41 protein-coding genes and 1 tRNA gene are annotated in these 22,348 nt (G+C 60.8%); 16 read left to right on the top strand and 26 right to left on the bottom strand.

The window, feature by feature from the left end:
* The 3 genes from ihfA to CC207_RS08515 all read left to right on the top strand — a co-directional run bounded on the left by ihfA (position 1) and on the right by CC207_RS08515 (position 816).
* On the top strand, positions 1–303 hold the full coding sequence (ihfA, locus tag CC207_RS08525; RefSeq protein ID WP_009394049.1) for an integration host factor subunit alpha: 303 nt from the start codon (positions 1–3) through the stop codon (positions 301–303).
* The gene (locus CC207_RS08520) at positions 284–640 is read left to right on the top strand and encodes a MerR family transcriptional regulator (protein WP_011533210.1); all 357 of its coding nucleotides are present in this window, start codon (positions 284–286) and stop codon (positions 638–640) included. Before ihfA ends, CC207_RS08520 begins: the two co-directional genes overlap by 20 nt.
* Before the next feature lie 99 nt (positions 641–739).
* Positions 740–816: transfer RNA gene (locus tag CC207_RS08515), tRNA-Pro, on the top strand.
* A gap of 82 nt (positions 817–898) precedes the next feature.
* Here the strand turns inward: CC207_RS08515 and CC207_RS08510 are convergent.
* The 23 genes from CC207_RS08510 to CC207_RS26695 form a co-directional block, all read right to left on the bottom strand.
* Positions 899–2,047 carry a tyrosine-type recombinase/integrase gene (locus CC207_RS08510; protein ID WP_256582050.1) on the bottom strand — a complete coding sequence of 383 codons (1,149 nt, stop codon included), beginning with the start codon at positions 2,045–2,047 and terminating at the stop codon, positions 899–901.
* Positions 1,948–2,364 (bottom strand): hypothetical protein, encoded by a 417-nt coding sequence (locus CC207_RS27455; protein WP_256582047.1) that lies wholly within the window; start codon positions 2,362–2,364, stop codon positions 1,948–1,950. The genes CC207_RS08510 and CC207_RS27455 overlap by 100 nt, the downstream gene beginning before the upstream one ends.
* A gap of 10 nt (positions 2,365–2,374) precedes the next feature.
* The gene (locus CC207_RS27130; protein WP_169740505.1) at positions 2,375–2,551 is read right to left on the bottom strand and encodes a hypothetical protein; all 177 of its coding nucleotides are present in this window, start codon (positions 2,549–2,551) and stop codon (positions 2,375–2,377) included.
* Between the two features lie 15 nt (positions 2,552–2,566).
* Positions 2,567–3,304, bottom strand: coding sequence for a metallophosphoesterase (locus CC207_RS08505; protein ID WP_088851928.1), 738 nt, complete (start codon positions 3,302–3,304; stop codon positions 2,567–2,569).
* Positions 3,305–3,328: 24 nt separating this feature from the next.
* Complete coding sequence (locus CC207_RS26710) at positions 3,329–3,772, bottom strand: hypothetical protein (RefSeq protein ID WP_143496102.1); 444 nt, start codon at positions 3,770–3,772, stop codon at positions 3,329–3,331.
* A gap of 56 nt (positions 3,773–3,828) precedes the next feature.
* Complete coding sequence (locus tag CC207_RS08495) at positions 3,829–4,020, bottom strand: hypothetical protein (protein ID WP_088851926.1); 192 nt, start codon at positions 4,018–4,020, stop codon at positions 3,829–3,831.
* A gap of 43 nt (positions 4,021–4,063) precedes the next feature.
* Positions 4,064–4,516: an ASCH domain-containing protein gene (locus CC207_RS08490; protein WP_256582045.1), complete on the bottom strand. Its 453-nt coding sequence runs from the start codon at positions 4,514–4,516 to the stop codon at positions 4,064–4,066.
* Positions 4,513–4,788: a hypothetical protein gene (locus CC207_RS08485; protein WP_088851925.1), complete on the bottom strand. Its 276-nt coding sequence runs from the start codon at positions 4,786–4,788 to the stop codon at positions 4,513–4,515. The genes CC207_RS08490 and CC207_RS08485 overlap by 4 nt, the downstream gene beginning before the upstream one ends.
* Complete coding sequence (locus CC207_RS08480; protein ID WP_088851924.1) at positions 4,785–5,492, bottom strand: hypothetical protein; 708 nt, start codon at positions 5,490–5,492, stop codon at positions 4,785–4,787. The genes CC207_RS08485 and CC207_RS08480 overlap by 4 nt, the downstream gene beginning before the upstream one ends.
* Positions 5,493–5,690: 198 nt before the next feature.
* Complete coding sequence (locus CC207_RS08475) at positions 5,691–6,548, bottom strand: Lar family restriction alleviation protein (protein ID WP_158216138.1); 858 nt, start codon at positions 6,546–6,548, stop codon at positions 5,691–5,693.
* A gap of 8 nt (positions 6,549–6,556) precedes the next feature.
* Entirely contained in the window at positions 6,557–8,083 is a 1,527-nt protein-coding gene (locus tag CC207_RS08470) for a DNA cytosine methyltransferase (protein ID WP_088851922.1), read from the bottom strand.
* Between the two features lie 67 nt (positions 8,084–8,150).
* On the bottom strand, positions 8,151–8,510 hold the full coding sequence (locus CC207_RS08465) for a hypothetical protein (protein ID WP_088851921.1): 360 nt from the start codon (positions 8,508–8,510) through the stop codon (positions 8,151–8,153).
* A complete protein-coding gene (locus CC207_RS08460) occupies positions 8,485–8,832 on the bottom strand; it encodes a hypothetical protein (protein ID WP_088851920.1) in 348 nt (115 codons plus the stop codon). The genes CC207_RS08465 and CC207_RS08460 overlap by 26 nt, the downstream gene beginning before the upstream one ends.
* Before the next feature lie 41 nt (positions 8,833–8,873).
* Positions 8,874–9,068, bottom strand: coding sequence for a hypothetical protein (locus tag CC207_RS08455; RefSeq protein ID WP_088851919.1), 195 nt, complete (start codon positions 9,066–9,068; stop codon positions 8,874–8,876).
* A gap of 2 nt (positions 9,069–9,070) precedes the next feature.
* Positions 9,071–9,760 (bottom strand): hypothetical protein, encoded by a 690-nt coding sequence (locus CC207_RS27450; RefSeq protein ID WP_088851918.1) that lies wholly within the window; start codon positions 9,758–9,760, stop codon positions 9,071–9,073.
* Positions 9,761–9,772: 12 nt separating this feature from the next.
* On the bottom strand, positions 9,773–10,399 hold the full coding sequence (locus CC207_RS08445; RefSeq protein ID WP_088851917.1) for an AAA family ATPase: 627 nt from the start codon (positions 10,397–10,399) through the stop codon (positions 9,773–9,775).
* A gap of 13 nt (positions 10,400–10,412) precedes the next feature.
* Entirely contained in the window at positions 10,413–10,556 is a 144-nt protein-coding gene (locus CC207_RS26995) for a hypothetical protein (RefSeq protein WP_158216137.1), read from the bottom strand.
* A 120-nt stretch (positions 10,557–10,676) separates the two neighbouring features.
* Positions 10,677–10,847, bottom strand: coding sequence for a hypothetical protein (locus CC207_RS27125; protein WP_178080956.1), 171 nt, complete (start codon positions 10,845–10,847; stop codon positions 10,677–10,679).
* The gene (locus CC207_RS08440; protein ID WP_023628624.1) at positions 10,844–11,074 is read right to left on the bottom strand and encodes a hypothetical protein; all 231 of its coding nucleotides are present in this window, start codon (positions 11,072–11,074) and stop codon (positions 10,844–10,846) included. Before CC207_RS08440 ends, CC207_RS27125 begins: the two co-directional genes overlap by 4 nt.
* Positions 11,071–11,316 (bottom strand): hypothetical protein, encoded by a 246-nt coding sequence (locus CC207_RS08435; protein WP_088851916.1) that lies wholly within the window; start codon positions 11,314–11,316, stop codon positions 11,071–11,073. The genes CC207_RS08440 and CC207_RS08435 overlap by 4 nt, the downstream gene beginning before the upstream one ends.
* A gap of 20 nt (positions 11,317–11,336) precedes the next feature.
* A complete protein-coding gene (locus tag CC207_RS08430; RefSeq protein ID WP_088851915.1) occupies positions 11,337–11,747 on the bottom strand; it encodes a hypothetical protein in 411 nt (136 codons plus the stop codon).
* The gene (locus CC207_RS26700; protein WP_143496101.1) at positions 11,744–12,022 is read right to left on the bottom strand and encodes a hypothetical protein; all 279 of its coding nucleotides are present in this window, start codon (positions 12,020–12,022) and stop codon (positions 11,744–11,746) included. The genes CC207_RS08430 and CC207_RS26700 overlap by 4 nt, the downstream gene beginning before the upstream one ends.
* A 746-nt stretch (positions 12,023–12,768) precedes the next feature.
* Complete coding sequence (locus tag CC207_RS26695) at positions 12,769–13,017, bottom strand: hypothetical protein (RefSeq protein ID WP_143496099.1); 249 nt, start codon at positions 13,015–13,017, stop codon at positions 12,769–12,771.
* 544 nt (positions 13,018–13,561) lie between these two features.
* Here CC207_RS26695 and CC207_RS08425 point away from each other — a divergent pair.
* On the top strand, positions 13,562–13,891 hold the full coding sequence (locus CC207_RS08425) for a DUF1654 domain-containing protein (RefSeq protein ID WP_088851914.1): 330 nt from the start codon (positions 13,562–13,564) through the stop codon (positions 13,889–13,891).
* 28 nt (positions 13,892–13,919) lie between these two features.
* Here the strand turns inward: CC207_RS08425 and CC207_RS08420 are convergent, their stop codons facing one another.
* Together CC207_RS08420 and CC207_RS08415 are read right to left on the bottom strand one after the other, a co-directional pair.
* The gene (locus CC207_RS08420) at positions 13,920–14,933 is read right to left on the bottom strand and encodes a hypothetical protein (RefSeq protein WP_088851913.1); all 1,014 of its coding nucleotides are present in this window, start codon (positions 14,931–14,933) and stop codon (positions 13,920–13,922) included.
* 96 nt (positions 14,934–15,029) lie between these two features.
* Positions 15,030–15,851 carry a S24 family peptidase gene (locus tag CC207_RS08415; RefSeq protein ID WP_088851958.1) on the bottom strand — a complete coding sequence of 274 codons (822 nt, stop codon included), beginning with the start codon at positions 15,849–15,851 and terminating at the stop codon, positions 15,030–15,032.
* A gap of 113 nt (positions 15,852–15,964) precedes the next feature.
* On the opposite strand from CC207_RS08415, the gene CC207_RS08410 reads away from it, so the two are divergent.
* The 12 genes from CC207_RS08410 to CC207_RS26990 all read left to right on the top strand — a co-directional run bounded on the left by CC207_RS08410 (position 15,965) and on the right by CC207_RS26990 (position 21,974).
* Positions 15,965–16,201, top strand: a complete 237-nt coding sequence (locus tag CC207_RS08410) for a hypothetical protein (protein ID WP_088851912.1) — start codon at positions 15,965–15,967, stop codon at positions 16,199–16,201.
* A 30-nt stretch (positions 16,202–16,231) separates the two neighbouring features.
* The gene (locus tag CC207_RS08405) at positions 16,232–16,420 is read left to right on the top strand and encodes a hypothetical protein (protein ID WP_023628611.1); all 189 of its coding nucleotides are present in this window, start codon (positions 16,232–16,234) and stop codon (positions 16,418–16,420) included.
* Positions 16,421–16,785: 365 nt separating this feature from the next.
* Positions 16,786–17,514: a Rha family transcriptional regulator gene (locus CC207_RS08395; protein WP_088851957.1), complete on the top strand. Its 729-nt coding sequence runs from the start codon at positions 16,786–16,788 to the stop codon at positions 17,512–17,514.
* A complete protein-coding gene (locus tag CC207_RS08390; RefSeq protein ID WP_088851910.1) occupies positions 17,514–18,293 on the top strand; it encodes a Pyocin large subunit-like protein in 780 nt (259 codons plus the stop codon). The genes CC207_RS08395 and CC207_RS08390 overlap by 1 nt, the downstream gene beginning before the upstream one ends.
* A complete protein-coding gene (locus tag CC207_RS08385; RefSeq protein WP_088851909.1) occupies positions 18,290–19,051 on the top strand; it encodes a replication protein P in 762 nt (253 codons plus the stop codon). Before CC207_RS08390 ends, CC207_RS08385 begins: the two co-directional genes overlap by 4 nt.
* Positions 19,052–19,220: 169 nt before the next feature.
* Complete coding sequence (locus CC207_RS08380) at positions 19,221–19,439, top strand: hypothetical protein (protein ID WP_088851908.1); 219 nt, start codon at positions 19,221–19,223, stop codon at positions 19,437–19,439.
* Positions 19,436–19,906, top strand: a complete 471-nt coding sequence (locus CC207_RS08375; RefSeq protein ID WP_088851907.1) for a hypothetical protein — start codon at positions 19,436–19,438, stop codon at positions 19,904–19,906. The genes CC207_RS08380 and CC207_RS08375 overlap by 4 nt, the downstream gene beginning before the upstream one ends.
* Positions 19,903–20,508 (top strand): recombination protein NinG, encoded by a 606-nt coding sequence (locus tag CC207_RS08370; protein ID WP_088851906.1) that lies wholly within the window; start codon positions 19,903–19,905, stop codon positions 20,506–20,508. The genes CC207_RS08375 and CC207_RS08370 overlap by 4 nt, the downstream gene beginning before the upstream one ends.
* The gene (locus tag CC207_RS27445) at positions 20,505–20,627 is read left to right on the top strand and encodes a hypothetical protein (protein ID WP_256582042.1); all 123 of its coding nucleotides are present in this window, start codon (positions 20,505–20,507) and stop codon (positions 20,625–20,627) included. Before CC207_RS08370 ends, CC207_RS27445 begins: the two co-directional genes overlap by 4 nt.
* On the top strand, positions 20,624–21,313 hold the full coding sequence (locus CC207_RS08365) for a hypothetical protein (protein WP_088851905.1): 690 nt from the start codon (positions 20,624–20,626) through the stop codon (positions 21,311–21,313). Before CC207_RS27445 ends, CC207_RS08365 begins: the two co-directional genes overlap by 4 nt.
* Entirely contained in the window at positions 21,303–21,737 is a 435-nt protein-coding gene (locus CC207_RS08360; RefSeq protein WP_088851904.1) for a hypothetical protein, read from the top strand. The genes CC207_RS08365 and CC207_RS08360 overlap by 11 nt, the downstream gene beginning before the upstream one ends.
* A gap of 60 nt (positions 21,738–21,797) precedes the next feature.
* On the top strand, positions 21,798–21,974 hold the full coding sequence (locus CC207_RS26990) for a hypothetical protein (protein WP_158216136.1): 177 nt from the start codon (positions 21,798–21,800) through the stop codon (positions 21,972–21,974).
* Here CC207_RS26990 and CC207_RS08355 read toward each other — a convergent pair.
* On the bottom strand, positions 21,947–22,336 hold the full coding sequence (locus CC207_RS08355; RefSeq protein WP_256582041.1) for a hypothetical protein: 390 nt from the start codon (positions 22,334–22,336) through the stop codon (positions 21,947–21,949). The two genes, CC207_RS26990 and CC207_RS08355, sit on opposite strands and share 28 nt — an antisense overlap.
* Between the last annotated feature and the right edge of the window lie 12 nt (positions 22,337–22,348).

Genomic DNA, 22,348 nt, shown 5'->3' with positions numbered 1-22,348 from the left:
ATGGGTGCTCTGACGAAAGCTGAGATGGCCGAAAGGCTGTACGAGGAGCTGGGGCTTAACAAGCGTGAGGCCAAGGAGCTGGTCGAGCTGTTTTTCGAAGAAATTCGGCACGCGCTTGAAGACAACGAGCAGGTCAAGTTGTCCGGTTTCGGCAACTTCGACCTTCGCGACAAACGCCAGCGGCCGGGCCGCAACCCTAAAACAGGGGAAGAGATCCCGATCACCGCGCGCCGCGTCGTCACCTTTCGTCCAGGGCAGAAGCTGAAAGCCCGGGTAGAGGCCTATGCTGGAACCAAGCCATAACGACGAGCTGCCCCCCATCCCGGGCAAACGCTACTTCACCATTGGTGAAGTCAGCGAGCTCTGTGCGGTAAAACCGCACGTGCTGCGCTACTGGGAGCAGGAATTTCCGCAGCTCAACCCGGTGAAGCGCCGTGGCAACCGGCGGTATTATCAGCGCCAGGATGTGCTGATGATCCGCCAGATCCGCGCTTTGCTGTATGACCAGGGCTTTACCATTGGCGGGGCGCGGTTACGGCTTTCCAGTGATGAGGTCAAGGATGAGTCCAGCCAGTACAAGCAGCTGATTCGGCAGATGATTGCGGAGTTGGAGGATGTGTTGGTGGTGCTGAAGAAGTGACCTGGTTGGCGACGAGTGGATTTTTTTGAAAAAAAGCTTCCATTATTCAAAAGGTTAGGTTAAATTCTTCAACGTTCTCAGCGGTATCGAGAATGATGTCGGGGCGTAGCGCAGCCCGGTAGCGCACTTGCATGGGGTGCAAGGGGTCGAGTGTTCGAATCACTCCGTCCCGACCATATACCTCAATGACTTAGCCACCTTCGGGTGGCTTTGTTATTTCTGGGCCTAGTGACTTTTCGAGTGACTTCGCCCAATTTCTTAACCGATCCTCCTCTTCAAAATCGTCAGCACCGGACCGCGCGAGTCGGTGGCCGATACCTTGTTCGCCGCTTCGATCAACTGCCCGAGCTCGGCGCCCGAGTAGTGGCTGGTCACACTTCCGTTCTTGTGCCCCAGCAGCGCCTTCCGATCTTCCTCCGTTACACCTGCTGCTTTCAGGCGCCTGCCGAAGGTATGCTTCAGGTCGTGGATGCGTATCGAAGCGAACCCAGGATGCGCCGGCCTCAAATGCTGCTCCTGCCAGAGCTTGGCCGCGCGCACTCGCGCCTTCTTCCATGCCGAGTCGTTCATCCGATGCATCGCAGTGCCGTTGTAGGGGAACACCCATTCCCTGCTGATCCCGCGCTGCTTCTCGATGATTGACCGCGCCACGCTGTTCAGCACAACCAGGCGCTCGTCCCTGTTCTTCACCCCAGAGTTCTCATGCCGGCCGCCGAACTCGGCTGGGATCAGGAACACGCTGGTGTCGAGCTCGGGGACGAATATCTCCCAGTCCCACCTCAACTTGCAGACCTCTTGCTCGCGACAGCCGGTGTTCACCTTGAACAGGGCCATGCGCTGCAGGTGGTCGGGCAACTCCGCGAAGAGAACCGACTGCTCCTCCCATGACATGGGGTATGGCTTCCGGCTCGCCTTCTTCTCCTCGAGCTTGGTCAGCAGCGGAACGCTGTCAAGCCATGGTCGGCGCTCCTCATCCCGCCACTTCCTACACGCCAGCGACAGGACCCTGATCACGCGCTCGATCGCGATGTTGATGGTCCTGTTGCTGACGGCGTCCTTCACTTTCCCATCCGGCAACACAGCCCCGGCCTTGCGATCACGGATGTACGGCGCCAAAGCGGCATCGTCGATGTGCGTCAGTGGCAGGCTTCCCAGGTAGGGCATGACCTGGTCCAGGTACAGCGCAGTCAGCCTGATCGACGGCTGGTCCTTGTGCTCGATCAGGTACCGCGCCGCGGCCTGGTCGAAGGTCTTGATCTCGCGAACGCCGTACACCTTGCGCTGGCGCATTTTCTCCAGCAGGTGGATCAGGTACTGTTCCGCTTCTTCCCGGTCACAAGTGCCAGTGCTCTCTTGAATTCGCTCCCCTCTGTAGATTTTGTCGATTTTCCAGATGCCGCTTGGCATTTTCTGGAGGCCTGTGATTGCCTTTTTGGCCATGGGTTCTCCTTGTCGGTCTTCCCCTGGCGCTCGCTGCGGGGCCGATTGTTGTCCTGATTGCTCGCCTTTTCAACGGCCATGGCCTCGATGTAGGCGTCGACCCAAGCGTCCAGCTCGAGGCGGTCGAAGCCGATGCCCTGTTTCCCGATTGGGAACTCGCGGACGTATGGCCTCACGGTGTTCTTGAATTCGTCCTTGCACATGCCGAGATATCCGGGCGCTTCGCCGGCCCGGATGATTCTCGGCAGCAGGCCTGGCTGCACTGCAGCGGTGGCGTTTGGCATGTGGGCCTCCTCAGGCCAAGAAGTGGTGCCCTACCTGAAAGCGCCGGGCACCTTCTTCGGTCCTGGCCATCAGCTGGGTCTTGCTGGTTTTGCCGTAGGCGTTGTACTCGACATCGACCCACCAGGCGCCGAACTTGCGGTACGGCTCGCCGAGGATCTTCGTGACGTAGCAGTCGATCAGGTTCACGGATGGTCTCCTGGCTCAGTCCCAGCTGAGCTTCGAGGGTGTTGGCGGGATTGTTTCGAGGCTGGCCAGGTTGAGCAGGGTGAAGTACCCGCCGTCCTGCGGCCGCCAGCCCATGGTGTCGATGTGGATGACGTTGCCGAGCGCCGCCGGCTTGTGCAGCGGGGTGTGGCCGACCACCATCGCCCGCAGGCCGTGCACACCTTCGGTTTCGCCAAGCTCGATTCGGCTGCGCGACCACATACAGGTGTTCTGTGTCAGCCTCAGCTGCTTGGCTGTCTCGGGCGCTTCAAGCGCTGCCCGCAGCTGGTCCCAGGACGGGAAAGAGCAGTCGGCGTGAACAATGCCGACCAGACCACCGGGCGTCTCCACCTCGATGGCGATTGGCAAATCGCGGAACTGGGCGGCGAACTCGCGTTGCTCATCCCAGGCCAAGCCGGCGAACCATGCGCCGCCGTTGTACACCCAGTTGTCCACGTCGCAGGTATCGAACCGGCAGACGTAGTCGTCGTGGTTGCCGCGCACCGGGTGGAACCATGGCTTGGCCAGCCAGTTGAGCACGTCGCGGCACTCGGGCCCGCGGTCGACCAGGTCGCCAACGCTGAACAGGCGGTCAACCGCCGGATCGAAGCCGGCAGCGCCCAGGGCGGCCTGAAGCAGGGTGAAGTGCCCATGGATGTCGCCGACCGCGAAATCGCGGCCAGCCGTATTTGCGGCGAAGCGCTTGATGCGCACCACCTCGATGGTTTCGAGCATGTCAGCTCCTACTGGGGATTGGGGTCAGGCCGTAGCCTTGGCGATGGTCTGCTCGAAGCGCGCGGCCAGGTTTGCGTTCACCTCGGCCTTTGCCAAACTGTCGGCGGTGCCTTTGGCGCGGTGCAGGATTTCATAGGCTCGAAGCTGGGCGGCAGCGTCGATCAGGTCGGCCAGCAGCTCAGTGCGCTGCGCCATGAGGCCGCTGATCACTGGAAGTCGCTGAGCAAGCCCGCCCATCTGAGCTACGGCCCTCAGGGAAACCGTATCCAGGCCTGCGCACGCATTGACGCAAGCCACAATGCGCGCCGCATTACCCTGGGACTGCGTCCCGAATTCCCATTTTCCTGTCGTATCGCATGGATCAATGTTGGAGACAGAGGCAATACCGATCTGCATGTCGCCGGCCGGACTGATTTCGCGCTGGTCGTTCGGGTCAACGGCCCAAGGCTCAGGAGTGTGTTTCGTCATGGCAATAGCTCTCCATGCCCGCGCATGTCGGCGGGCTTGAGTAGTTTGGGGAGGGGTTACTCGCGGTACTGCTTGCGGATGCGGCGGGCGATGTCACGCAGTCGGTAGTCCAGCTCGAACATCTCGTTGTTGTCACGGCGCGAGACGACCCCGGACCTGGTGACGTTGCGGCCGCCCAGGATCCAGGCGGCCAGCAGGATCAGTGCCGACTCGAGCTGGCGCCGTAGCCAGCCTGTATGCGGGATCATCGCGGTGCCCGATAGATCAGGTAGGCCATGTAGGCGAGGGCGATCATTTGCGTTCCTCCTTCGGCGGATGAACCGGGCACGGCCAGCGCAGTGAGCCGTCGCCGGAGGGGCAGGTGCACACCGCACCCTCAGGCACGTCAAAGAACCCCAAGCGCCCCTTCATCGGTATGAACGGCAGCGGCCGCGGATCGCGCAGGACGAACCCTTTCTCTCCCATGTACCAGGGCGATTCGCTGTGATCGAGGCTATCGACAAGCTCTACTGAGCCGATGATCCCGCCTCGCAACAGGTTGTCAGGCGGCACCGGGAATGGCGGCTTGATCCCTCTTTGCGCCATGAAGTCAAACGCCGAGAGAAACTCACGCCGGGTCATGCCGGCGGCGGCGTGCACCAAGAAACGGCCTCGGAATTTCGTGTGCCAGGTTCGATTCTCAATGTCCTTACCACCGCTCATGATCAGCCAGGCCCATGGCTGGCGAATCGAAAGTGCCTTCACAGCGAGTACCTCTCGTCGATCCATTGCGCCTGGGCGCCGGCCGGTGTCGGCCCGTTGCCCTGCTGCTCGTGCGGGGAGAGCTGGCGCTCGTTTTCGGCCTGCAGCTGGCTGTCCGGGATGCAGAAGATCGCTTGCCGGCTGCCATAGCTGCCGTACAGCACCCAGCAGGTCGCGCCGCGCTTCTGGTCGTGCACGACCTTGATGTCATCGGTGAGTTGCTCTGCGCTGGCGCCGGTGGCCAGCAGCAGGAGGCAGAGGGCGAGGCGGGTCATGGCTGGATCCTCTTGAACTCGACGACCCAGACCCATGGATTGGCATCCCAGCTGTACTGGCCGTTGATCTTTTCCCAGAGGTTCGCGAACGCCCACCTGGCTCGATCAAGGCATTGATCCGGGTGCGTTGCGTCGCCAGCATGCCAGCCCGGCGCTTGCCGGGGTTTCATCGGGTGGAATGTCTTGCCGCCGTCCAGGCTGACCTTGCCGGGCCGCTCTTGCATCCCGAAGTCGGTGTACACCATACCTTCGGCTTTGGCCTGGTCATCGCTGAGGTCCTGCAGGCGCTCGACGCGCACGGCGGTGATCTCCAGCAGGATTCGGCTATCGATGCGCCTCATGTGCAGCGAAGGGGTCCAGCGCTTCACCGCACAGTGCGCGCCATCGTCCAGATCTGCGCGGTAGGTCAGCCGACAGCCGATGTCGGCGAACGTCTCGCGCACCCACAGGCGTTCGCCAGGCCGGCCGTATGGGCAGCACCCTGTATCCGAAAGCTCTTGCGCGCAAGTCGAGGCGTCGATCCCGCTGACGCCAAATCCCCAGCGAGGATGGCGCTGCGCGGTGGCAAACCAGCTGCCATCGTCTTGAAGTCTGGGCTGTTGCCATTCCTTCACTGCCCGTCGAGTGACCGTCTTTCGGCCCTCCAGAATGGCGCGGACCATAGGCCCGTTGAACAGGATCGGGCGTTCCTTTGCTTGAGACATAGCTTCGCCTTTGCCGCCATATCGCGGCAGTGAATAGAGGGGAGAGGGGTTACAGCTGGGTTGATGCGAGGAGTTCTTTCTGGCGCTGCTGGCTGCACTTGTCGTGCTTGCCCTTGTTCCGTGGCTTGCCGCAGATGTCGCAGCGGGATGCTAGGTGCAGCGGCCGGCCTTCGAGTCTGGCGCCTACGTGCGCCGGGATCACGGCTTGCGCTCCAGGGCGGCGCAGACCGTGCATGGCCCGAGACCGGTATCATCACAGTTCTCGCAATCCGCCCGCTCATCGCGCTCAGCCGGCGCGCTCGGCTCTGCGCTGGCGGATAGGGCGGCGTCAATTCGCTTCTCTAACGCCCGGTACGACCCGTTCCAGTCTCTAGCGTTCTTGATTTCGCGCAGCAGCTCATTCTGCTCGTCTATACGGGAGCGCAGGGCACGGTTTTCGATGCGCACAAAACCATCCTGTATTAGTGCGTCATCGTTCAGCGTCAAACTCAGCCGAAGTTTCTCGATCTCAAGCTGTAGCCGCTCAACCTCGCCAGGATCGGCGTGGGTGTAGACGTCGAGCTCGCGACCTGGCTTGAATGCTTGCTCCGTGAATTTTATGACCTCGACTTTCGGGCCGATCGCGGACTGATAGCAGCGCAGACGCGCCACCGGCTCTTGCTGATCTGCTGGCGCTGGGTGGGTGTAGAGCGGGCGAATAGGCCATGTTCCATCAGCAAGCGTGTTCTGGTAGTGCCGCTCATTCGTGAATCCGTACCACTTGCCATCGCGGCCCTGGAACTGATACGCCGCCGGCTCGCCTTGGTGCTGCTCGGCTCTCGCATTCCACAGCTCGACCGCCTTGTCGCGGCCTGGCTGCTCCTCACCTTCATCCTGCGCCACGCCCACCGGGCCACGGGCCAGACAGGCCTCATGCGGCCCGGTCAGGCCTTGGCAGATCACCACTGAAGCGTCGCTGTCTAGGCGCTCGATGAGGAAGTCCTGCTGACCGCAGAAGGGGCAGGGCAGCAGTTCGCTGACCATCTCTGTGTTGCTGGATCGGTTTTCTGTGGGCATGGGTAACCTCAAGCGATGCATTCAAGTTGTTGTTGGATGCGCCGGCCAATCCAGCGGACGACGAACACGGCCTTGCTGTTGCCGATCGCCTTGTAGCGCGGGCCGTCCGGGCATTCTTCGTCAGGCTTGCCGCGATAGGGGATGCGGGTATGGTCGCCGGGGAAGCCCTGGAGCCATTCGCACTCCCGTGGCGTCAGGCGCCGAACGGCCGATCCGTAGTTGACTGCTGGCACAGCGGTGCTTCCGTTGTTCTGTGCCTGAAGAGTTGGGGCAAACCCCTCTGTCGCGAAGAATCCGCCTGCGGCTTCAGACTGGCCTGGCTTGAAAGAAACTATCGGCTGGCCACGGCCTGAGCCGTCTTCGCTGCCGTCGAAGCCCTCGGCCTTCAGCGTGTGCGTGATCTTGCCAGTGATGCATACCGCGACCTGGTCGCCGGCGTTGGGGTGGCTGGCGCCGTGGCCCATTGCCCGTAGCGTCGGGGCTAGGTCGCCGGCATCGGCTCCGTGGTCCTTGCAACTGAAGGCGAGCAGGGCATTCTCCTGGCCGCTGTTTCGCCCCAGGGCGAATGCCTGATCATCAGCTACGCATGGGTCTTGCGTGCCGTGCACCACCAGCATCCCACTCTCGGCGTCCTGCTGTGTTGCGCTACCGGCAGCTTTGCCGTTCGCTTGGAGCGTGCCGGATACGACGAATGCCTCGGACTCAAAATCCATCCTTCCGCTGGCGCTGGCGCATGCGTTGCGAGCGGGTGCCACATCAATTGGCCCGGCGGTGTTGTTTCCACCGAAGACAGTTAGGCGGCCGTCGCGGGCATCGTTTTCGTCGACGCCTCCAGTGCTTGCTGTAATTGTTCCGGCAGGGCCTTGCCCCTCGCCTCGGCGCGGCGGAGTATCCCGGCGCACGCCTTCGCGCTCAAAAAGTACTTCGAGGGGATCGAACCCTGCTCGAGCACTTGCGACAACGAACACACGGCGGCGTCGTTGGGCCAGGCCGAAATATTGGGCATCCAGAACCCGCCATGCGACTGTTCGCGTGGGTCCATACACACAACCAGCGTCCTTCCATTTGCCCCCTGGCGGCTGGAGTTCTTCGGATTCGCCCACCAGGGCGCCGAGGAAGCAGCCAAACGCGTTGCCTTTGTCGGAGAGGACGCCGGGGACGTTTTCCCAGAGACAGACGGCCTCGGGCTCGCCGCGCATGGTTCGAACATGGTCAATTGCATCGAGCAGCTCCACGTATTTGATGGTGAGGGCGCCGCGGGGATCGGCCAGGCCTTCGCGCATGCCGGCTACGCTGAAGGCCTGGCAGGGTGTTCCGCCGACCAGCACCTCGGGTGCCGGGATCTTGCCGGACAGCACCATGGCTGCCAGGCGGGTCATGTCGCCGTGGTTCGGCGTGTCAGGGTAATGGTGAGTCAGTACCGCGCAGGGGAAAGGTTCGATCTCGGCGTACCACGCTGCCTTCCAGGCAAGAACGTGCCAAGCCACGGTCGCAGCTTCAATGCCGCTGCAGACGCTTCCGTAGGTGATGGGCATTGGTGATCTCCGCCGGGCCGGCGTTATCGTTGAATAGGGGAAGGCGCTGGCGGGCGGCGCCGGAGGGTCAGGCGTTGCCGAGCAGCAGCAGACCGGAGTCGTCTGGGTCGTCGCCCAGCAAAAGTTCAGGCGCGCGAAGCTCGCGGCCAATGCGGAACTGGTCGAGTCGCCGCGCCACAAAATCCGACACAACGATTTCGTGGCGCGGAGCACTGAGGAAGTGGCGGGCCGCTTCAGGCCCTAATTCATGGATGCGGTGGATCATCAGGGTCATGGCCTCGCCGTTTTCCTCGACCTCGGCCCATTGCATGATCTCGGCCAGGGCCTGGCGGGTTCCTTCTCCTGCCTTCATGCGCAGGTCTTCGAACTTGGCCTTGGCATCCTTGTCCCTGCGCTTCGCGTCACGCTGCTGCTGCGTCAGAGCCATCATCGCCTCCATTGCGCACAAATCGGGTACCCGGTCCGTACTCCAGCAGGTCGCACACCCGGTTGATGATCTTGAGCGCGGCGTCGAACACCTTGGCGTCGTCGGGCTCGCGGGCCAGGCGCTTCATGTTCGGCTGGTGTTCCAGGCAGACCTTGTCGACCAGGCGCCGGGCCAGCCTGCGCAGGTGATCGGCGCTGTCGTGCTCCCGAAGGCTCAGTGCAAAGGCCAGGGCCACCTCGTCAGGTCGGTACTGGCCGCCGCTGCGGGTGTTGTACAGCTTTCGCACCGGCTTTCGCATCGATGCGTCGAATGGGGTTGCCATGCTCGACCTCCTGCAGGCCGCTTGGTGGGATGTTGAACTGCTCACGCCGCCTTGTTCTTTGCAGCGCGCTTCGGATTTTTCTGCTCAATCTCAAGGTCCATGTCGTTCCAGCCGGCTAGGAACCAGGCGCCGTGGAACGTGTGAGATGCGAATGGATTGGCCAGCTTGCCGCCACCGTTGCGGCGACATTCCCGGCCAAGGTAGTAGACGCTGGGATGCTCGCCGCGATCGCTCATGGCTATGCACCCACGAGGTGGTGGAGCGGGGCGAACGGGATGTCGTCGTCGAAGTTGTCCGGGCCATGAGCGCCTTGCTGGCTCTGCGGCACCTGGTTGTATGACTGATTGGCAGGTTGCCCACCGTCGCGCAGCTTGCGAACTGGGTTCTTGGCGATGTATGCGATGTAGCTGCCCAGCGCCGCGGCCTGGTTTTGGCCACCAAGGATCTCGGCCGCCATACGTTCGGTTCCATGTTCAAACGGCGCTGCCAGCACCATGCGCTCGCCAATGTCACCATTGCCTTTGCGATATTCCTCCTGCTGCAGGACCAGGCCGATCTTCTTGCCGGCAAGTTCAACGCAGCACTCCTTCTGCTTGGATACGACCTTCTGCTCGTCGTAGTCGTACAGGTCGAGAGACTGGTTCTGCCAGGACAACTTCTTGACCTTTGCGCATGTCATCAGCGCATTCAGGGTCTTGTAGCCGGCGATTACCTCGCCCCGGCCATTGTGCGTGTACAGCGGCAGAGGCCCGCATTCTTGCCCACTGTCGGAGATGAACATGATATTCACGATCTCGGTGCCGTTCTGGTTCTGCTCGTAGAAGGCCGCTGCGATGGTGCCTAGGTATTTACCGGTTTCGGTAATGCGTTTGCCGCCAGTGTTCGCTTCTTTCGCTGCTTGGGTATCGAGTGCGTAGGAACGTGCCATGGTGCTGCCTCCTTAGGCTGCCTGCTGGGTGATTGCGTAGTAGTTGCAGATGGCCGCGTCGACGGCAGCCAGGTCGTTGTCGATCAGGTCGTCCTCGAACATGCCCATAGGGGCCTTCGTGGTGTCCGATCCGTTGTTGCGGGTGGAGAAGAAGTTTTGCCCGTCCTGCACGACCGAGCGGAGAACGATGGTCACCATGCCTTCCAGGGTGATCTTTTCGTCCAGCATCTTGCCGATGGTCTTCATCTTGATCTGGCCGATCTCCGTCTCTTCGGTGTGACTCAGGATGTAGACCCGAACATCATCTGGGAGCTTGAGCATTGCGTCGAAGACGTCCCAGGTATGCCGGCCGATTTCGGTGAACTTGTCGAATCCGCGCTCTCCACTGCGGCGCATGAATTCGTTGGCCAGCATGTACTGGAAGTCGTCAATCACGATCACTTTGCGCTGGGTTTTCTGGCAGGCCCGAATGATCAATCCGTGATCGTCAGTAACCAAAGCCTTCCATTTCGAAGCCCCTGGGAATGGAAGCGGCTTCTTGATGATTTGGATTAGAGCCACTTGTTCAGGATCAAGATTGCGAAGAGAGGTGCTTTTGCCGCTGCCTGACTTGCCTAGGATTATCGATACGGTTGCCATGTCTGCCTCGTAATTACGGGTGGTTGTCCCACTGCCGCTCAATGCGAGCGGCCTCTTCTTCGTACTCTTTGCGCTCTTCACCCTGGTACCGCTCAGGCGAGAACGATCCGGCCGTCATCCAGTCGAGCTGGGCGGCCAAGCGGGGTGTTGTGTTCATGGTTGCCTCAGGAGGTGATGCGGTCGGCGTAGGCGCTGGCAAGCATCCAGGCGGTGCAGAGCGAAAGGGTAATCAGGCCGCCGCGCCAGAAGGCGAATCGACGTGCGCGCTGGTAGGCGGTCATGGCTGCGGCCTCACTGCGATCTGTCCTGCCTTGAGAGCTGCGACTATCTCAGGGCGCAGCTTCTGCACTGGCCACTCGCGCGGCAGGCCCACACTGATAATCGCCAGGCTCCGCTCGATCTGTTCAAGCTGTTCGTCAATCAGGGACTTCACTGGTGCGGTGCTCATGCCACCCTCCCAAGAGCTTCCAGCAGCTGCTGACTGTTGCGCTCAATGATCCTGTTCAGGCGCTCCTTGTAGTTGCGCTGCTGATCCATGCCGATGGCGTCAGTGAGCCCGGCCAAGTCGATCGCCATTTCGAGCTCACCGCGCAGGGTGTCGCTGAACGACGCACAGATCGCGGTGAACCGCGACTCGATGATGTCGACAACGTCCTGCCTGGTCTTCTTGTTCACTGCGGCCTCCTGGGACCCATGTAGCCCCATCGATTTCCGATCTGATCCACCGCCGCGGCGATCTTGCTGCGCATCTGGTTGCGGTGGTGTTCCTCCTGCTCGCGGATCATCTGTAGCCAGACCTGGTTGTTGGCCTTGGCTTGCCTTGAGTCGATATCCACCCAGGAGGAGTCGCCTGTGAACCGGCGATCCATTTCGCGGGCCTGGGCGCTGTCCGCGTAAAGCTCATGCTCCCTGGCCATGGTCGCCTCCAGGTGGTGGGTTACTCGGTGGGATTGGCTGGCAGCGGGTGCCAGTGGGTGGTGATTGGCCGCTGAACTTCGCCAGGACCGTCTGCGCAGGTTTCGATGTGCTGGCAGGATTCCTCGGCCTCGTACCAGGCGCCGCCCTCGGTATCGCTCGAATCTGCCTGCCAGCTATCCAGCTCGGCAGCGAAGCAGTTCCAGTTCGGCCACTTGCGCCACACCACGACCACCTGGCCATCAGCTGGCTTGGCGTCTTCGCACTTGATCCAACCGTTGCCCCACGACAGGAGCGCCGTTATCGCAACGGCATGGCCGGACACAGCCTTGTGCTCGGTCAGGGCGGTAACGCTCACGATCGTGAGGGAAGAACCGCCTTTGGCAGTCCATGATCCGTCAGGGTTCTGCTTCACATCGATAGGGGCGCTCATGCTGCCTCCGGCCAATGGCGGTTGATACTCTCTTTGGCGTAGGGCGAAAGTCGCTCGAAGCTGTTCACGCCGCCACATCCGGGCATGGTTCCTTCCAGCTCGACGCAGGCCTTGATGTCACAACGCCGGGAGCACACCCAGCCGCCGTAGTGGCAGCGGTGAACTTCTCCTTTCGGGTCTGGGTGATAGGCAAGGCCTGCTTTCCACGACGGCGAGCCGCGCAGCTTGAGGCCGCACCCACGGCTTACAGCCTGGGTTTCGGTGCAGTGGTGCATTTGGTGATCCTCGGCAACCGCATTGGCCAGGAGCCAGGCGCGGGTGACCAAACCCACCGTGAAAGGTGGCCTGGCGCCTGCCAATGCGGTCGATGTGAAGGGAAGGGGATGCTGAACGTGAAAGCCCGAGGATTGCCCGGGCTTTCATCAAGGGTTTTGCTCTCTGAGGCAGTGCCGAGCTGGAAGGCCTCGGCGCGCTGTCCTGTTACATGGCGAAATCCTCCGGTGATCGCACGCTGGTATCGCAGCGGCACTCAAGAAGGGGATGCGGGGTGCATCGGTCAGAACCATCGGCAGTCCCGCCTGCTGCTCAGGCGGGAACAAACCCTAAGGCCGCTTGTTCAGGGCGGATTCGGGCACCGGCACGCTAGGCCGGGGCGCTACCAACAAGGCAGTTGCTGGGATGGTTCTGACCGATGCAGCCTGCGATGGGGAGCAGGGCATCGGGCCAGTCTTTCCTGGCAGTCAAGGGATAGGTGCAGCCCAGCCACTTGACCTACGATCAAGTCGCGTCGGGATTTCACCGCTCGGCGGCGAGGCTGCGGGTGGTGCTGATGGCCGGAGCCAATCCCGGCATCGATAGGTGTTCGTTCCTCCCTATCTCGCTGGATAGAAGCTGTGCTGCTTGGCGGCAGGATTCATCAACACCGCAGAGCGCCCTGTCTGTCTCCCCCTGAAGCTGATGGGGCAGGACGCTCTGCGCTGGTGATGAAGCCCCGCATGGGCGGGCACTTGGCGTTGGTTGATCAGTCTTCGACGCTTTCGATTTCTACCCACTCGCCATTGAATCGACGCAGTGGGTTGAACGGGTCCGTCGTTTCAACGATGTCCAGGAAACCTGCATCAGCGGCCTGTAGGCAGTCATCGTTCACGTTCTCGGCAGTCTTCATCTCGCCGTCTTCGAAAATCAGCAGGTACATCGTCTTGCCCTCCAGGGCGGTTGATTTCCCGTCTGGCCCTGTTTCCAAGGCCAGCCAGTGAAATCGGTGACGCATGCGGGGCTACGCCTTAACCCGCTTCCCGATATTGCCTACGGTTTTGGTGGGTAGCGCTCCTCGGAGGCCCACCGTTGCCCAGCTATCACCTCAAGCTGGCTTGGTACTGCGCTGCGACCCGCTACTGGCGTCGGTCGCTGGCTCAAATCTCGTTGTTCCTCCAGCCGCGGGCCTCTCGGCATTTCTTCCCGCTGGATAACTGGTCTCGGCGCTTTACGCTGCACGCCCGGGGCAGTTGCCACCCCTCTGGACCGTTGAGGCCTGTCCATCGCTGCCTTTGATCTGGGCCGGTGTCGATCCGGCAAGGTTTGTCGCTAAAGAGCGGCGGCCTGTGAGGGCCTGGGCAGTCCCTGGTTGGTGACTGCTTGAGGTGAAATTTAGCCTCAAGCTAAAATATCGTCAATAGCTCAAAGCTAAATTATTTTCGCCGGGCGACAAACAGCCGGCTGAACCGTTTTGCCATCGGCTGCGCCTTTACGCTTCGTTTAGCACTGAGCTATGATTCTGATGCACCTGTACGGATATACAGTAACGGAGGTAGGAAATGGCAGCAGTACTCGAAGACACCTCAATGGCCGCGCGCCCCGAACTGACCGGGATGGAGCGCCTGGGTTTGCGGGTATCGGCGATGATCAACTCGCCGCTGGCGCAGTTGGGGAGGAGGGTGCTGATCCACCGGCTGTACACGGACAGCGATCAGGATTGGGAGGCAATCATGGAGCTGCTGGCCGAGACCGACGGTTTGGATATGACCTTCTGTGATGACGGATCGGTGATCCTGCAATGGGACGCACCGACGAATGATGATCGGGTGATCGAGAGGGAAGTCGACCTAGATCTGGTGCGGCACGAAGAGGAAGAGGCGCCTTTCTGACGGTCATGAAAAAGCCCGCTGAGGCGGGCTATCCTTTGACCAATTCTGGCGGGTCTCTTCGCTCGACACCTAGAATTACAGCGCTCTTGATAACGTCATCTAAGATTTTTGCATTGATATTCAGGTAGACCGTAGTCCGCTCCCACTCGGCGTACTGAAGAACTTCCTTCTTCTCTGCGTCCAGGCTCTCGTCTTCTAGCACTGCCTCGAACTCAGTATTTGTCCGATTTCGGCGAATCTTGACCTTGAATTCGTCGGGATCAGATGAGTCAACTCGTACCACGCGATAGAACCCATCAAGTCTCTTTTCGGCAGCTTTGCGTCTGGCGTTTACGATCAGCTCGTTGGCTACCTCTCCGGTGGTTGTTACGCCGGAAACTGTAGCCTCGTCAGCCGTGGCGAAGCCTTTCAGCATTTCTGTTTTGGCATCGTAGGCCTGCCTAGAGACAGCCTCAAGGGATGGTTGCTTGACCACTAAGCGGGTCAGGAGCTCCGCGCGCTTCGTTTCCTCCTTTGAGTTCAGTTGCATTGTGTTCAGCATCTCTCGCTGCTCCTCGCTTTTCACCTCTGCAAGGCGGATTTCCTTGCGATTCTCAAGGTATGAGGCGTAGGAAGTTTTTCCTACCCAAAGGACTCCAAGTCCGATGATCGTAATGGCGAGGATTTCTGGTGGCATGGTCTCCACTGCCTTCTCTGCAAATTTTTCCAATACGCCCTGAAAATCCACCTCAAAGATGGAGGATCCTTCCTCTACCTTCACTTGAATTTCGAGCTCTTCGCGCTCTTCCTTGGAGAGCTTGCGCGTGTCATCTGTATCGTACTGCGCAATCGCATACGATTTATAGACGAGATTTTGGAGCTCAAGGAACGACTTCATGACCGGAGGCGTGATTGTGGCGTCGAACTTCTCGCCCACCAGTCGGATCGTTAATTTTGGCCACCCCGACAGCTTGATGTCACCCTTGAAACCTCCCCCGTCCAGGTACTGCTGAATTGCAGCGAAGGCGTCAGCCTCGTTTTTGATAGTTATGTCTTCAGCCACGGCACTTCCCTATGTGTTGAGCAGCAAAATGGCGGCTTGCGCCGCCATGAGTGCGCCGCGCCTCTGCGGGCCTTGGCGCCTAGATAGCTTGTAGAGTCAAACTTTACGGGCGTTCCATACCAGAAGGACTTTAGCGTGAATCGTAACGTCCTCGATCCGGGCGGACTGCTTATCGTAATTGCGGTTGTCCGAAATCAGCCAAACGTGGTCCTCGTCTTGACGCTGCAGGCGCTTGATCAGCAGGTCTCCATGCCAGGACAGCACATACACTCCTTCGCCCTGGTAGTCGTTCACGCCGCGATCCACGATCACAGGGTCCTTATCGTTGATCGTCCCCTCCATGCTCTGCCCCCATCCAGTGATCATCGACAGTGCCTGAGCTGAGGTGTAGGTCACACCTTTCTCGCGCAGCACCTCTTCCCGAATGACCACATTCCTAATGACTTCGCTGTACTCGGCCGGCACCTGGCCGTGGCCCATGGCTGCCCGGATGTCGTACTGGGGGATAGAAATATCGCCGTCAGCTGGGATGGTGATTTGGTTGGCGGGAGAGAGCGCAGGCTGACCTTCCTCGGCCGCTGCCAGCAATCGCTGTCGCGTCTCCTCTGGAATCCCCTTGCCGCTTTTCGCCAGCATCTGCTTGACCAGGTCTGCGGCCGATTTCCCGCCGGCATCTGAATCCGGGGCTGTCGCACGCGGCTCATCATCCGAAGGGATCGAGTCGAACCATCCGCGGGGCAGGCCTTCAATGCCCTCGATCCGCCGGGCCACATCGTCGCCCAGGTTCTTCGCGGTCTTGTCCGAAAGGATTTGGCTCAGGTGCGCAGGCGCCATCCCCCAGCGCTCGGCGCAGGCTCCCTTTCTTTGTCGGCCAATCAGCTTGACCAGGTTGTGCTTGCGAATCTCGTAGATATCCATGACGCGAAGAATGCCAGTGTTTAGCTGACTGCTAAATGTGCGCAAAGCTAAATTATCCTTGCCCTGAAATTAGCCATGAGCTAAATTTCGTTCTATGTGTAAGGAGAACCCTCATGAATGATCACCTCCGTGATTGGTTGGGCAGGGCCACGAATGAACGCCGGCAGCAGGTCGCAGCCGACGCGAAGACCACTGTTGGCCACCTGTGGCAGCTCGCAGGTGGTCACCGGAAGGCCTCTACCGAACTCGCCGAACGACTGCAGGACGCCTCGGACGGCGAGATCACGATCGCCGGTCTGCGCCCGGACCTCATCCCATTCGCCCGAAAAGCGCTGAAAGGCGCCGCGTAACCACCTTCAACAGCAAGGAGCAATCCCCGCATGTATGCCAACCCCAAGCACCTGCATGACCGCGAGATCAAGGTCCGGGTCGACGAGGACACCTTCAACCTGATCCAGGCGCTGGCGACTTTTCACCGCACGCAGCGCGCTGTGCTGTGCCGTGAGCTGCTGGAGGCGCAGCTGGCTGCCCTGTCTTCGGAGACTACCGCTGAACAAGAAGTGGCCTGAAGGCCCGGAGGAGGGCCCATGCCTACTGAACAGGTCGGCCTGGACCAGGGATTGATGGAGCAGCTCGAGCGAGAGGCGGAACGACGGGGTATGACCCCTGGTGCGCTGGCGGCCGAGCTGATCCGTCGAGAACTGGCCATCCGAACAAAACCCCGAAATCCACGGGGTTCAGTGACGCCGTTCCATCGACGGCCCTGACCAGGGCCTGATAAGCCCGAATTGCGGGCACAAAAAAGCCGGGATTGCGGCCCGGCTTCTTCAACTGCATATGACTGGAGTCGATTATGCACACCCACCAACACGATGTACAGGCCCTGCCCAGGCCCGCGCCACAAAATGCTAGCGGTGATTTCGTGGCGCGCACGATGTCTTCGAGAGAGCTTGCGAGTCTGACCGGCAAGAGGCACGACAACGTTAGGCGCGACATCCTCGCGATGCTCAGTGACCTTGGGGCTGATGTCCTCAAATTTGAGGACATTTACTTGGATGGTCGCAATCGCCGGCAAACCCAGTACCTCCTAGATCGCGAGCATACCGACTGTTTGCTCGCAGGCTACAGCGCACCGCTGCGCATGAAGGTGATCCGCCGCTGGCGCGAACTGGAAGAGCGTGATGTGTCTAGGGCTGCTGCGGGAGCCACCGGCACAAAAGTCATCGGCGAGATCGCCATCATGGAGTGCTTCACTCGGCTTCTGAAGCCAGCCCCATCCAGCCAGTTGGCGATGCTTACCAAGATCGCCGAGAACAACGGGCTCGACCCGCAGTTCCTGCCGAGCTACGCCATCGACTCACCACCGGATGCCACTGGTGGAAGCTCAATGCCAACCATGGCTGTGACAGCTCTGCTCAAGCGACACGGTGTGAACACGTCGGCCCCTGCTTTCAATCGTGCCCTGGCCGGGCTTGGCTTCCTCCAGGCTCGAACCCGGCAGAACAGCAAGCGCGAACCTGTGTGCTTCTGGTCCGTGACTGATAAGGGCCTGCGCTACGGCAAGAACATCACCAGCCCTCAGTGCCCGCGAGAAACGCAGCCGCACTGGTACATCGATCGTTTCGAAGAACTCGTCGACCTAGTCGGCGTGGGAGCCAAGTAATGGCCGGAGACTGGATCAAAATGCGCGTAGATCTTCAGACACATCCGAAAGTTTTCCGCATGGTGTCCGCATTGCGTGCGGACAGGTTGCGGGTTATCGGCGGACTGCATGTCGCCTGGAGCATCTTTGACACCCATTCTGCTGACGGTGTGCTTCATGGCTACACCACTGAGGCGATGGATGCGGTGATCGGCTGGCCGGGCTTCACCCAGGCCATGGTTGATGTCGAATGGGCAGATATTGATGAGGAGGGAAGCCTTGTCATGCCTCGCTTTGACGAGCACAACGGGGCCAGCGCGAAGCGTCGAGCAAACGATAGCGAGCGCAAGCGGGTTTCTCGAAAGGCTGATTCTGTCCGCAATTTGTCCGCAGACGATGCGGACAGAACGCGGACCAGAGAAGAGAAGAGAAGAGAAGATAAAGAACAAGATCAAAAGACTTCGTCATCGGGCGATGACGGCGACCTGTTTGTTCGGTTCTGGAAGCTCTATCCGCGGAAGGTGGGCAAGGCCAATGCCGAGAAGGCTTGGTCGAAGCTGAAAGTCGACGCCGACCTGTTTGAGCGTATGGCTAGCGCGCTGGCTGCCTGGGCGGCTTCGCCGGACTGGACCAAGGACGGCGGCCAGTTCATTCCGCACCCGGCCACTTGGCTGAACGGCAAGCGCTGGGATGACGAGCTGCCGGCGCCAGGAAATGTCCATCCGTTCCCACCCCGGCGACAGGCCAATGGTCCCAACTTCAACGACACCACATGGGCTGATGACCTGGGGGCGCTATGAGCACGCCGAGCGCTCCCAATAGCGTCACGCAGATCATGGCCACGGCTCGCAACCTGCCCGCCGAAGTGCAGGTCCCGGCCAAGCAGCTCGACCCAGGCACCACCGAAGTGGTCAACGCCCTGTTCAAGGAGCTGCAGGCCATCTTCCCGGCGTGGAAGCAGGCCTGGCCGGATGACGAGGCGCTGAAGGCTGCCAAGCGCAGCTGGATCAAGTCCTTCGTCGCCGCGGGCATCAACACGCTCGAGCAGATCCGCTTCGGCATCCAGAAGTGCCGGGTGCTGGGTACCGACTTCGCCCCGAGCAGCGGCAAGTTCATCAAGCTGTGCCAGCCGACGCCGGAAGAGATGGGTATTCCGCCGCTTGCACGAGCCCTGGCCGAGGCGCTGGAGAACTTCCACCCTAGCAGGGCAGGTTCCCGCACCTGGTCGCACGCAGCTGTGCGCCACGCGGCCCTGCAGTGCGAGGCGCAGAACCTGGGTTCGATGGAGGTCGAGCGGGCCGAGAAGGTCTTCGCCCGGGCCTACGACATCACCATCCGAATGCTGGTGTCTGGCGAGCCGCTGGGTGACATCGCCACCGGCATCGGCCACGACAGCCAGAAGAGCGCCGCCCAGCTGGCCGATGAGTACGCCGCCCAGAAGCAGGTCCGCCTGCTGGAGATCCAGCAGATCCCAACCAGCGCCGCTCAGTGTCGCGCCAGCCTGCTGGCCAAATTGAACATCAAGCGCGCCGGGCAGCCGGCCGGGGAGGGGATGTGAAGAGTGAAATCTTGAGCGGGAAAACTGATCGGCCTCTCACCCGCGATGACATTTTTCCGCAAGGTTTCCGCGGGCTTGAGGCCGTTGCGCGAGATTTTATAAATCCGAAAAGTGTTGATCAAGAGGGATGGATGACTGAGTTAACCATTCGCTTGCAAGGAGGCCGCGCATGACCATTGACAAGCAAAAGCTCCAGCCCCTGCTGTGGTCGGTAGTCGCCTCTTGGCGGGCCGGCAGTGACGCATTAGAGCGCCACACGGATGCCCTGGACGAGTTTCTCGGCGAGACGACGGTGGAGGAGGTGGCGCTAGGCCTGTTGGACGAGATCAGCCAATTGACCGCCCGCGTGCGCGCCGCGGAGAAGCAGCTGCAGGAGGCGGCCGCATGACGGAGAAGATCAGCGTCAACAGCCAGGCCAAGCTCTCCGAGGCCGTGACCATGCTCACCCGCATGTTCCGCGACAAGAAGTTCGTCGTAGTCACCATGCGCCCGGGCAAGGACCGCACCCTGGACCAGAACGCCCTGTGGTTCGCCATGTACGACCGCATCGCCAAGAGAACCGAGATGGGCGACATGGAGGATGTGCGCCGGTACTGCAAGCTGCACTTCGGGGTGCCGATCATGCGCGCCGGCTGCGATGAGTTCCGCACCGGCTGGGCGGAGTCGTTCATCCACCTGCCGTATGAGGTGAAGCTTCGCCTGATGGGGCCGTGTGCCATGTTCGGGCCAGATGGCTTCCCGGTCACCCGGCTGTTCGACCGAGCCCAGGGCTGCCAGTACACCGACCGCATAGTGGCCGAGTTCGCGCCGCAGGGCGTGGTGTTCAGCGATCTTCTAAGCGAGGAGGCGGCATGACGCTGGCCAAGGAGATCAAGCCGAAGAAGTGCAGGGCACCGGGCTGCGGCAAGCACTTCAAGCCGACCATGACCACGCAGAAGGTGTGCAGCATCGCCTGCGCCAAGGCCATGGCCAAGGACCCAAAACTTCAGAAAATCGCGGCCAAGGCCATCACCAAGCAGAAGCGCCAGGACCTGCAGGAGCGCCGGGAAAAGCTGAAGACCCGCCGCGAGCACATGGCCGAAGCGCAGACCGCGTTCAACGCCTACATCCGCGAGCGCGACGCCGGCCTGCCCTGCATCAGCTGCGACTCGCTGCCGAGCGATCACGACCTCATCACCGGCAGCCGCTGGGACGCCGGCCATTACCGGTCAGTAGGGGCCTGCCCAGAACTCCGGTTCGAGCCACTGAACGTCCACCGCCAGTGCGTGAAGTGCAACCGGAACCTGTCGGGTAACGCAGTCGAGTACCGCATCCGGTTGGTGAGGCGCATCGGCGCCGACCAGGTGAATTGGCTCGAAGGGCCTCATAAGCCCCAGCGCCTGACTATCGAAGACCTGCAGGCCATCAAGGCGCTGTACAGGCAAAAACTCAAAGACCTTAGGAGGGCAGCAGCATGACCTGGACCACCGAACAAATCGTCGGCCTGCTCCTGCTGGCCATGTTCATCAGTTCCACCTGGTGCATCACGCGCGGCCAGCTCATCGCAAATCGCCGGAAGAAGGAGAACGGCCAATGAAGTACCAAAGCGTTTTGGCAGCAGTGGTTCGCGCCCTGGCGGCGGATACCGTAAGCGGTGTAGGTGGTGGCGACTTCGAACCCAAGGTCCAGGCGTCCAAGCTCAAGGGCGAGATCACCGGGAAGGATGCGGCGATGCTGGTGGACTGCTGGGTGCACGCCCGCCTGCACAGCAAGCTGATCCCGCGGCACTGGAGCGCGCTGACGGCCAGGTTCTCTACCCATAAGGCCAAGAAGGTGGAGGCGATCGGCAAGCTGGTGCCGCTGATCGCCACCCAGGCGCCAAACTTGTTCCGGTACAAGGCGGTTACGGCCTGGGCCATTCCGCCCGTGAAGGGCGTGCAAGCGCAGTCGGGCCGAGAGGTGGCAAGCAGATCTGCCCGTGATCGCGCTGACTTTGATGCGCTTACCGATGCCGTGCGGAAGCAACTGGCCGGCGAGTCAGTGGCGGATGGCGAAGACCGGGCACGCCGCGAGCAGTACGTGAAGCGCTCCACCGACATGATCGTGCTGCCGGCCGAGTTCTACGACATCAACACCTGGGACGGCCAGGGCCTGAATCGGACCACCTACTGGCGCTGGAAGAAGGCTATCGAGAATGTGCTGGACGAGATGGTGGCCGAGGCTCTGGTGTCCGCCGGCAAGATTCTGGAAGACGAAGGCGTTTTGATGGCAGATGCCGCTTGACACCCGTGCAACGATGCAACATTATTTGCTCATCCTGTCATTCCTGCGTGTGTTGAGGATTGACGACCAAAGCCTGGCCATCGTGTCGGGCTTTTTGTTGCGCGCTGCACTCGTTATGGGCACATTGCCATCCTCACAACGGAGGTTGGCGATGGTAAGAAGCAAGCGCAAGGCGTTCTCTTTGCTGCAGATGGTAGAGCTGCACGGTGACTTAGGTGGGTTGTCGCTGCCAGACATTCGCTCAGAAGTTGAGCGGACTGATTTTGCCTGGGCTGGCACCGACGCTTACCACCTGCAACTGTTGGTTCAGGGCGGTTTTCTTGCCAAGTCAGAACCAACGGATCAGATGCCGGCAAAGGTTCAGCTAACGTGGTCAGGGCATGACCTCCTCGATTCACTTCGGGAAGAATTTGGCGAGACTTGATCCGCGCGCTCCCTTTATACCCCGCCTAGAGCGGGGTTTTTCTTGCCCGCAGGAAATCGCATGAAGCCATCAACCGCATGGAGCCTACTGGCATTCGCGCTGGTCCTGGCCAGCTACGCCCTGCACCGCGACATCAGCGCCAACGTCTTCCTTGGCTGCTTCTTCATCATTCAGGGCCTCAAAAGGCCCGACCACAAGGGGGCGTTAGGTCAGAAGTCTGCCTTTGTGAAGGTATGATCGCCTGACTGGTCGTTGCTGATTGTCAGTACGCCGTTTGAGACAGAGTAAGTAGTTGTAGCGTCGCCCTCCGAGTAACGGTTACGCCATCTACCCCATGTGTTGGTATCTTCCATGAAAGCAGACCAGACCACTCTGTTCTCGCTCACCTGGCATCGGTATCTGAACGAGTCGCCATCAGGGCGCTTGTAGGAGATCTCGGGGTCACCACCAGAGGACTTTGTCTTCATCGTTTTGGTTGGGCGCCCCATCTCGACGGAAATCGTCGCCTTGCAGATCTCGGCGCTGCTGAACTCGCCTGCTTGCGCCGTGCCTGCAAGCCCCATCGCCGCGAGCAGGCCGACCATTAATTGTTGTTTCATGCCCTTGTCCTT

The organism is Pseudomonas sp. DrBHI1 (assembly GCF_002205115.1).
GTDB lineage: Bacteria > Pseudomonadota > Gammaproteobacteria > Pseudomonadales > Pseudomonadaceae > Aquipseudomonas > Aquipseudomonas mosselii.
The sequence above is the reverse complement of the archived record's forward strand: the minus strand, read 5'-3'. Positions and strand labels throughout refer to the sequence as shown.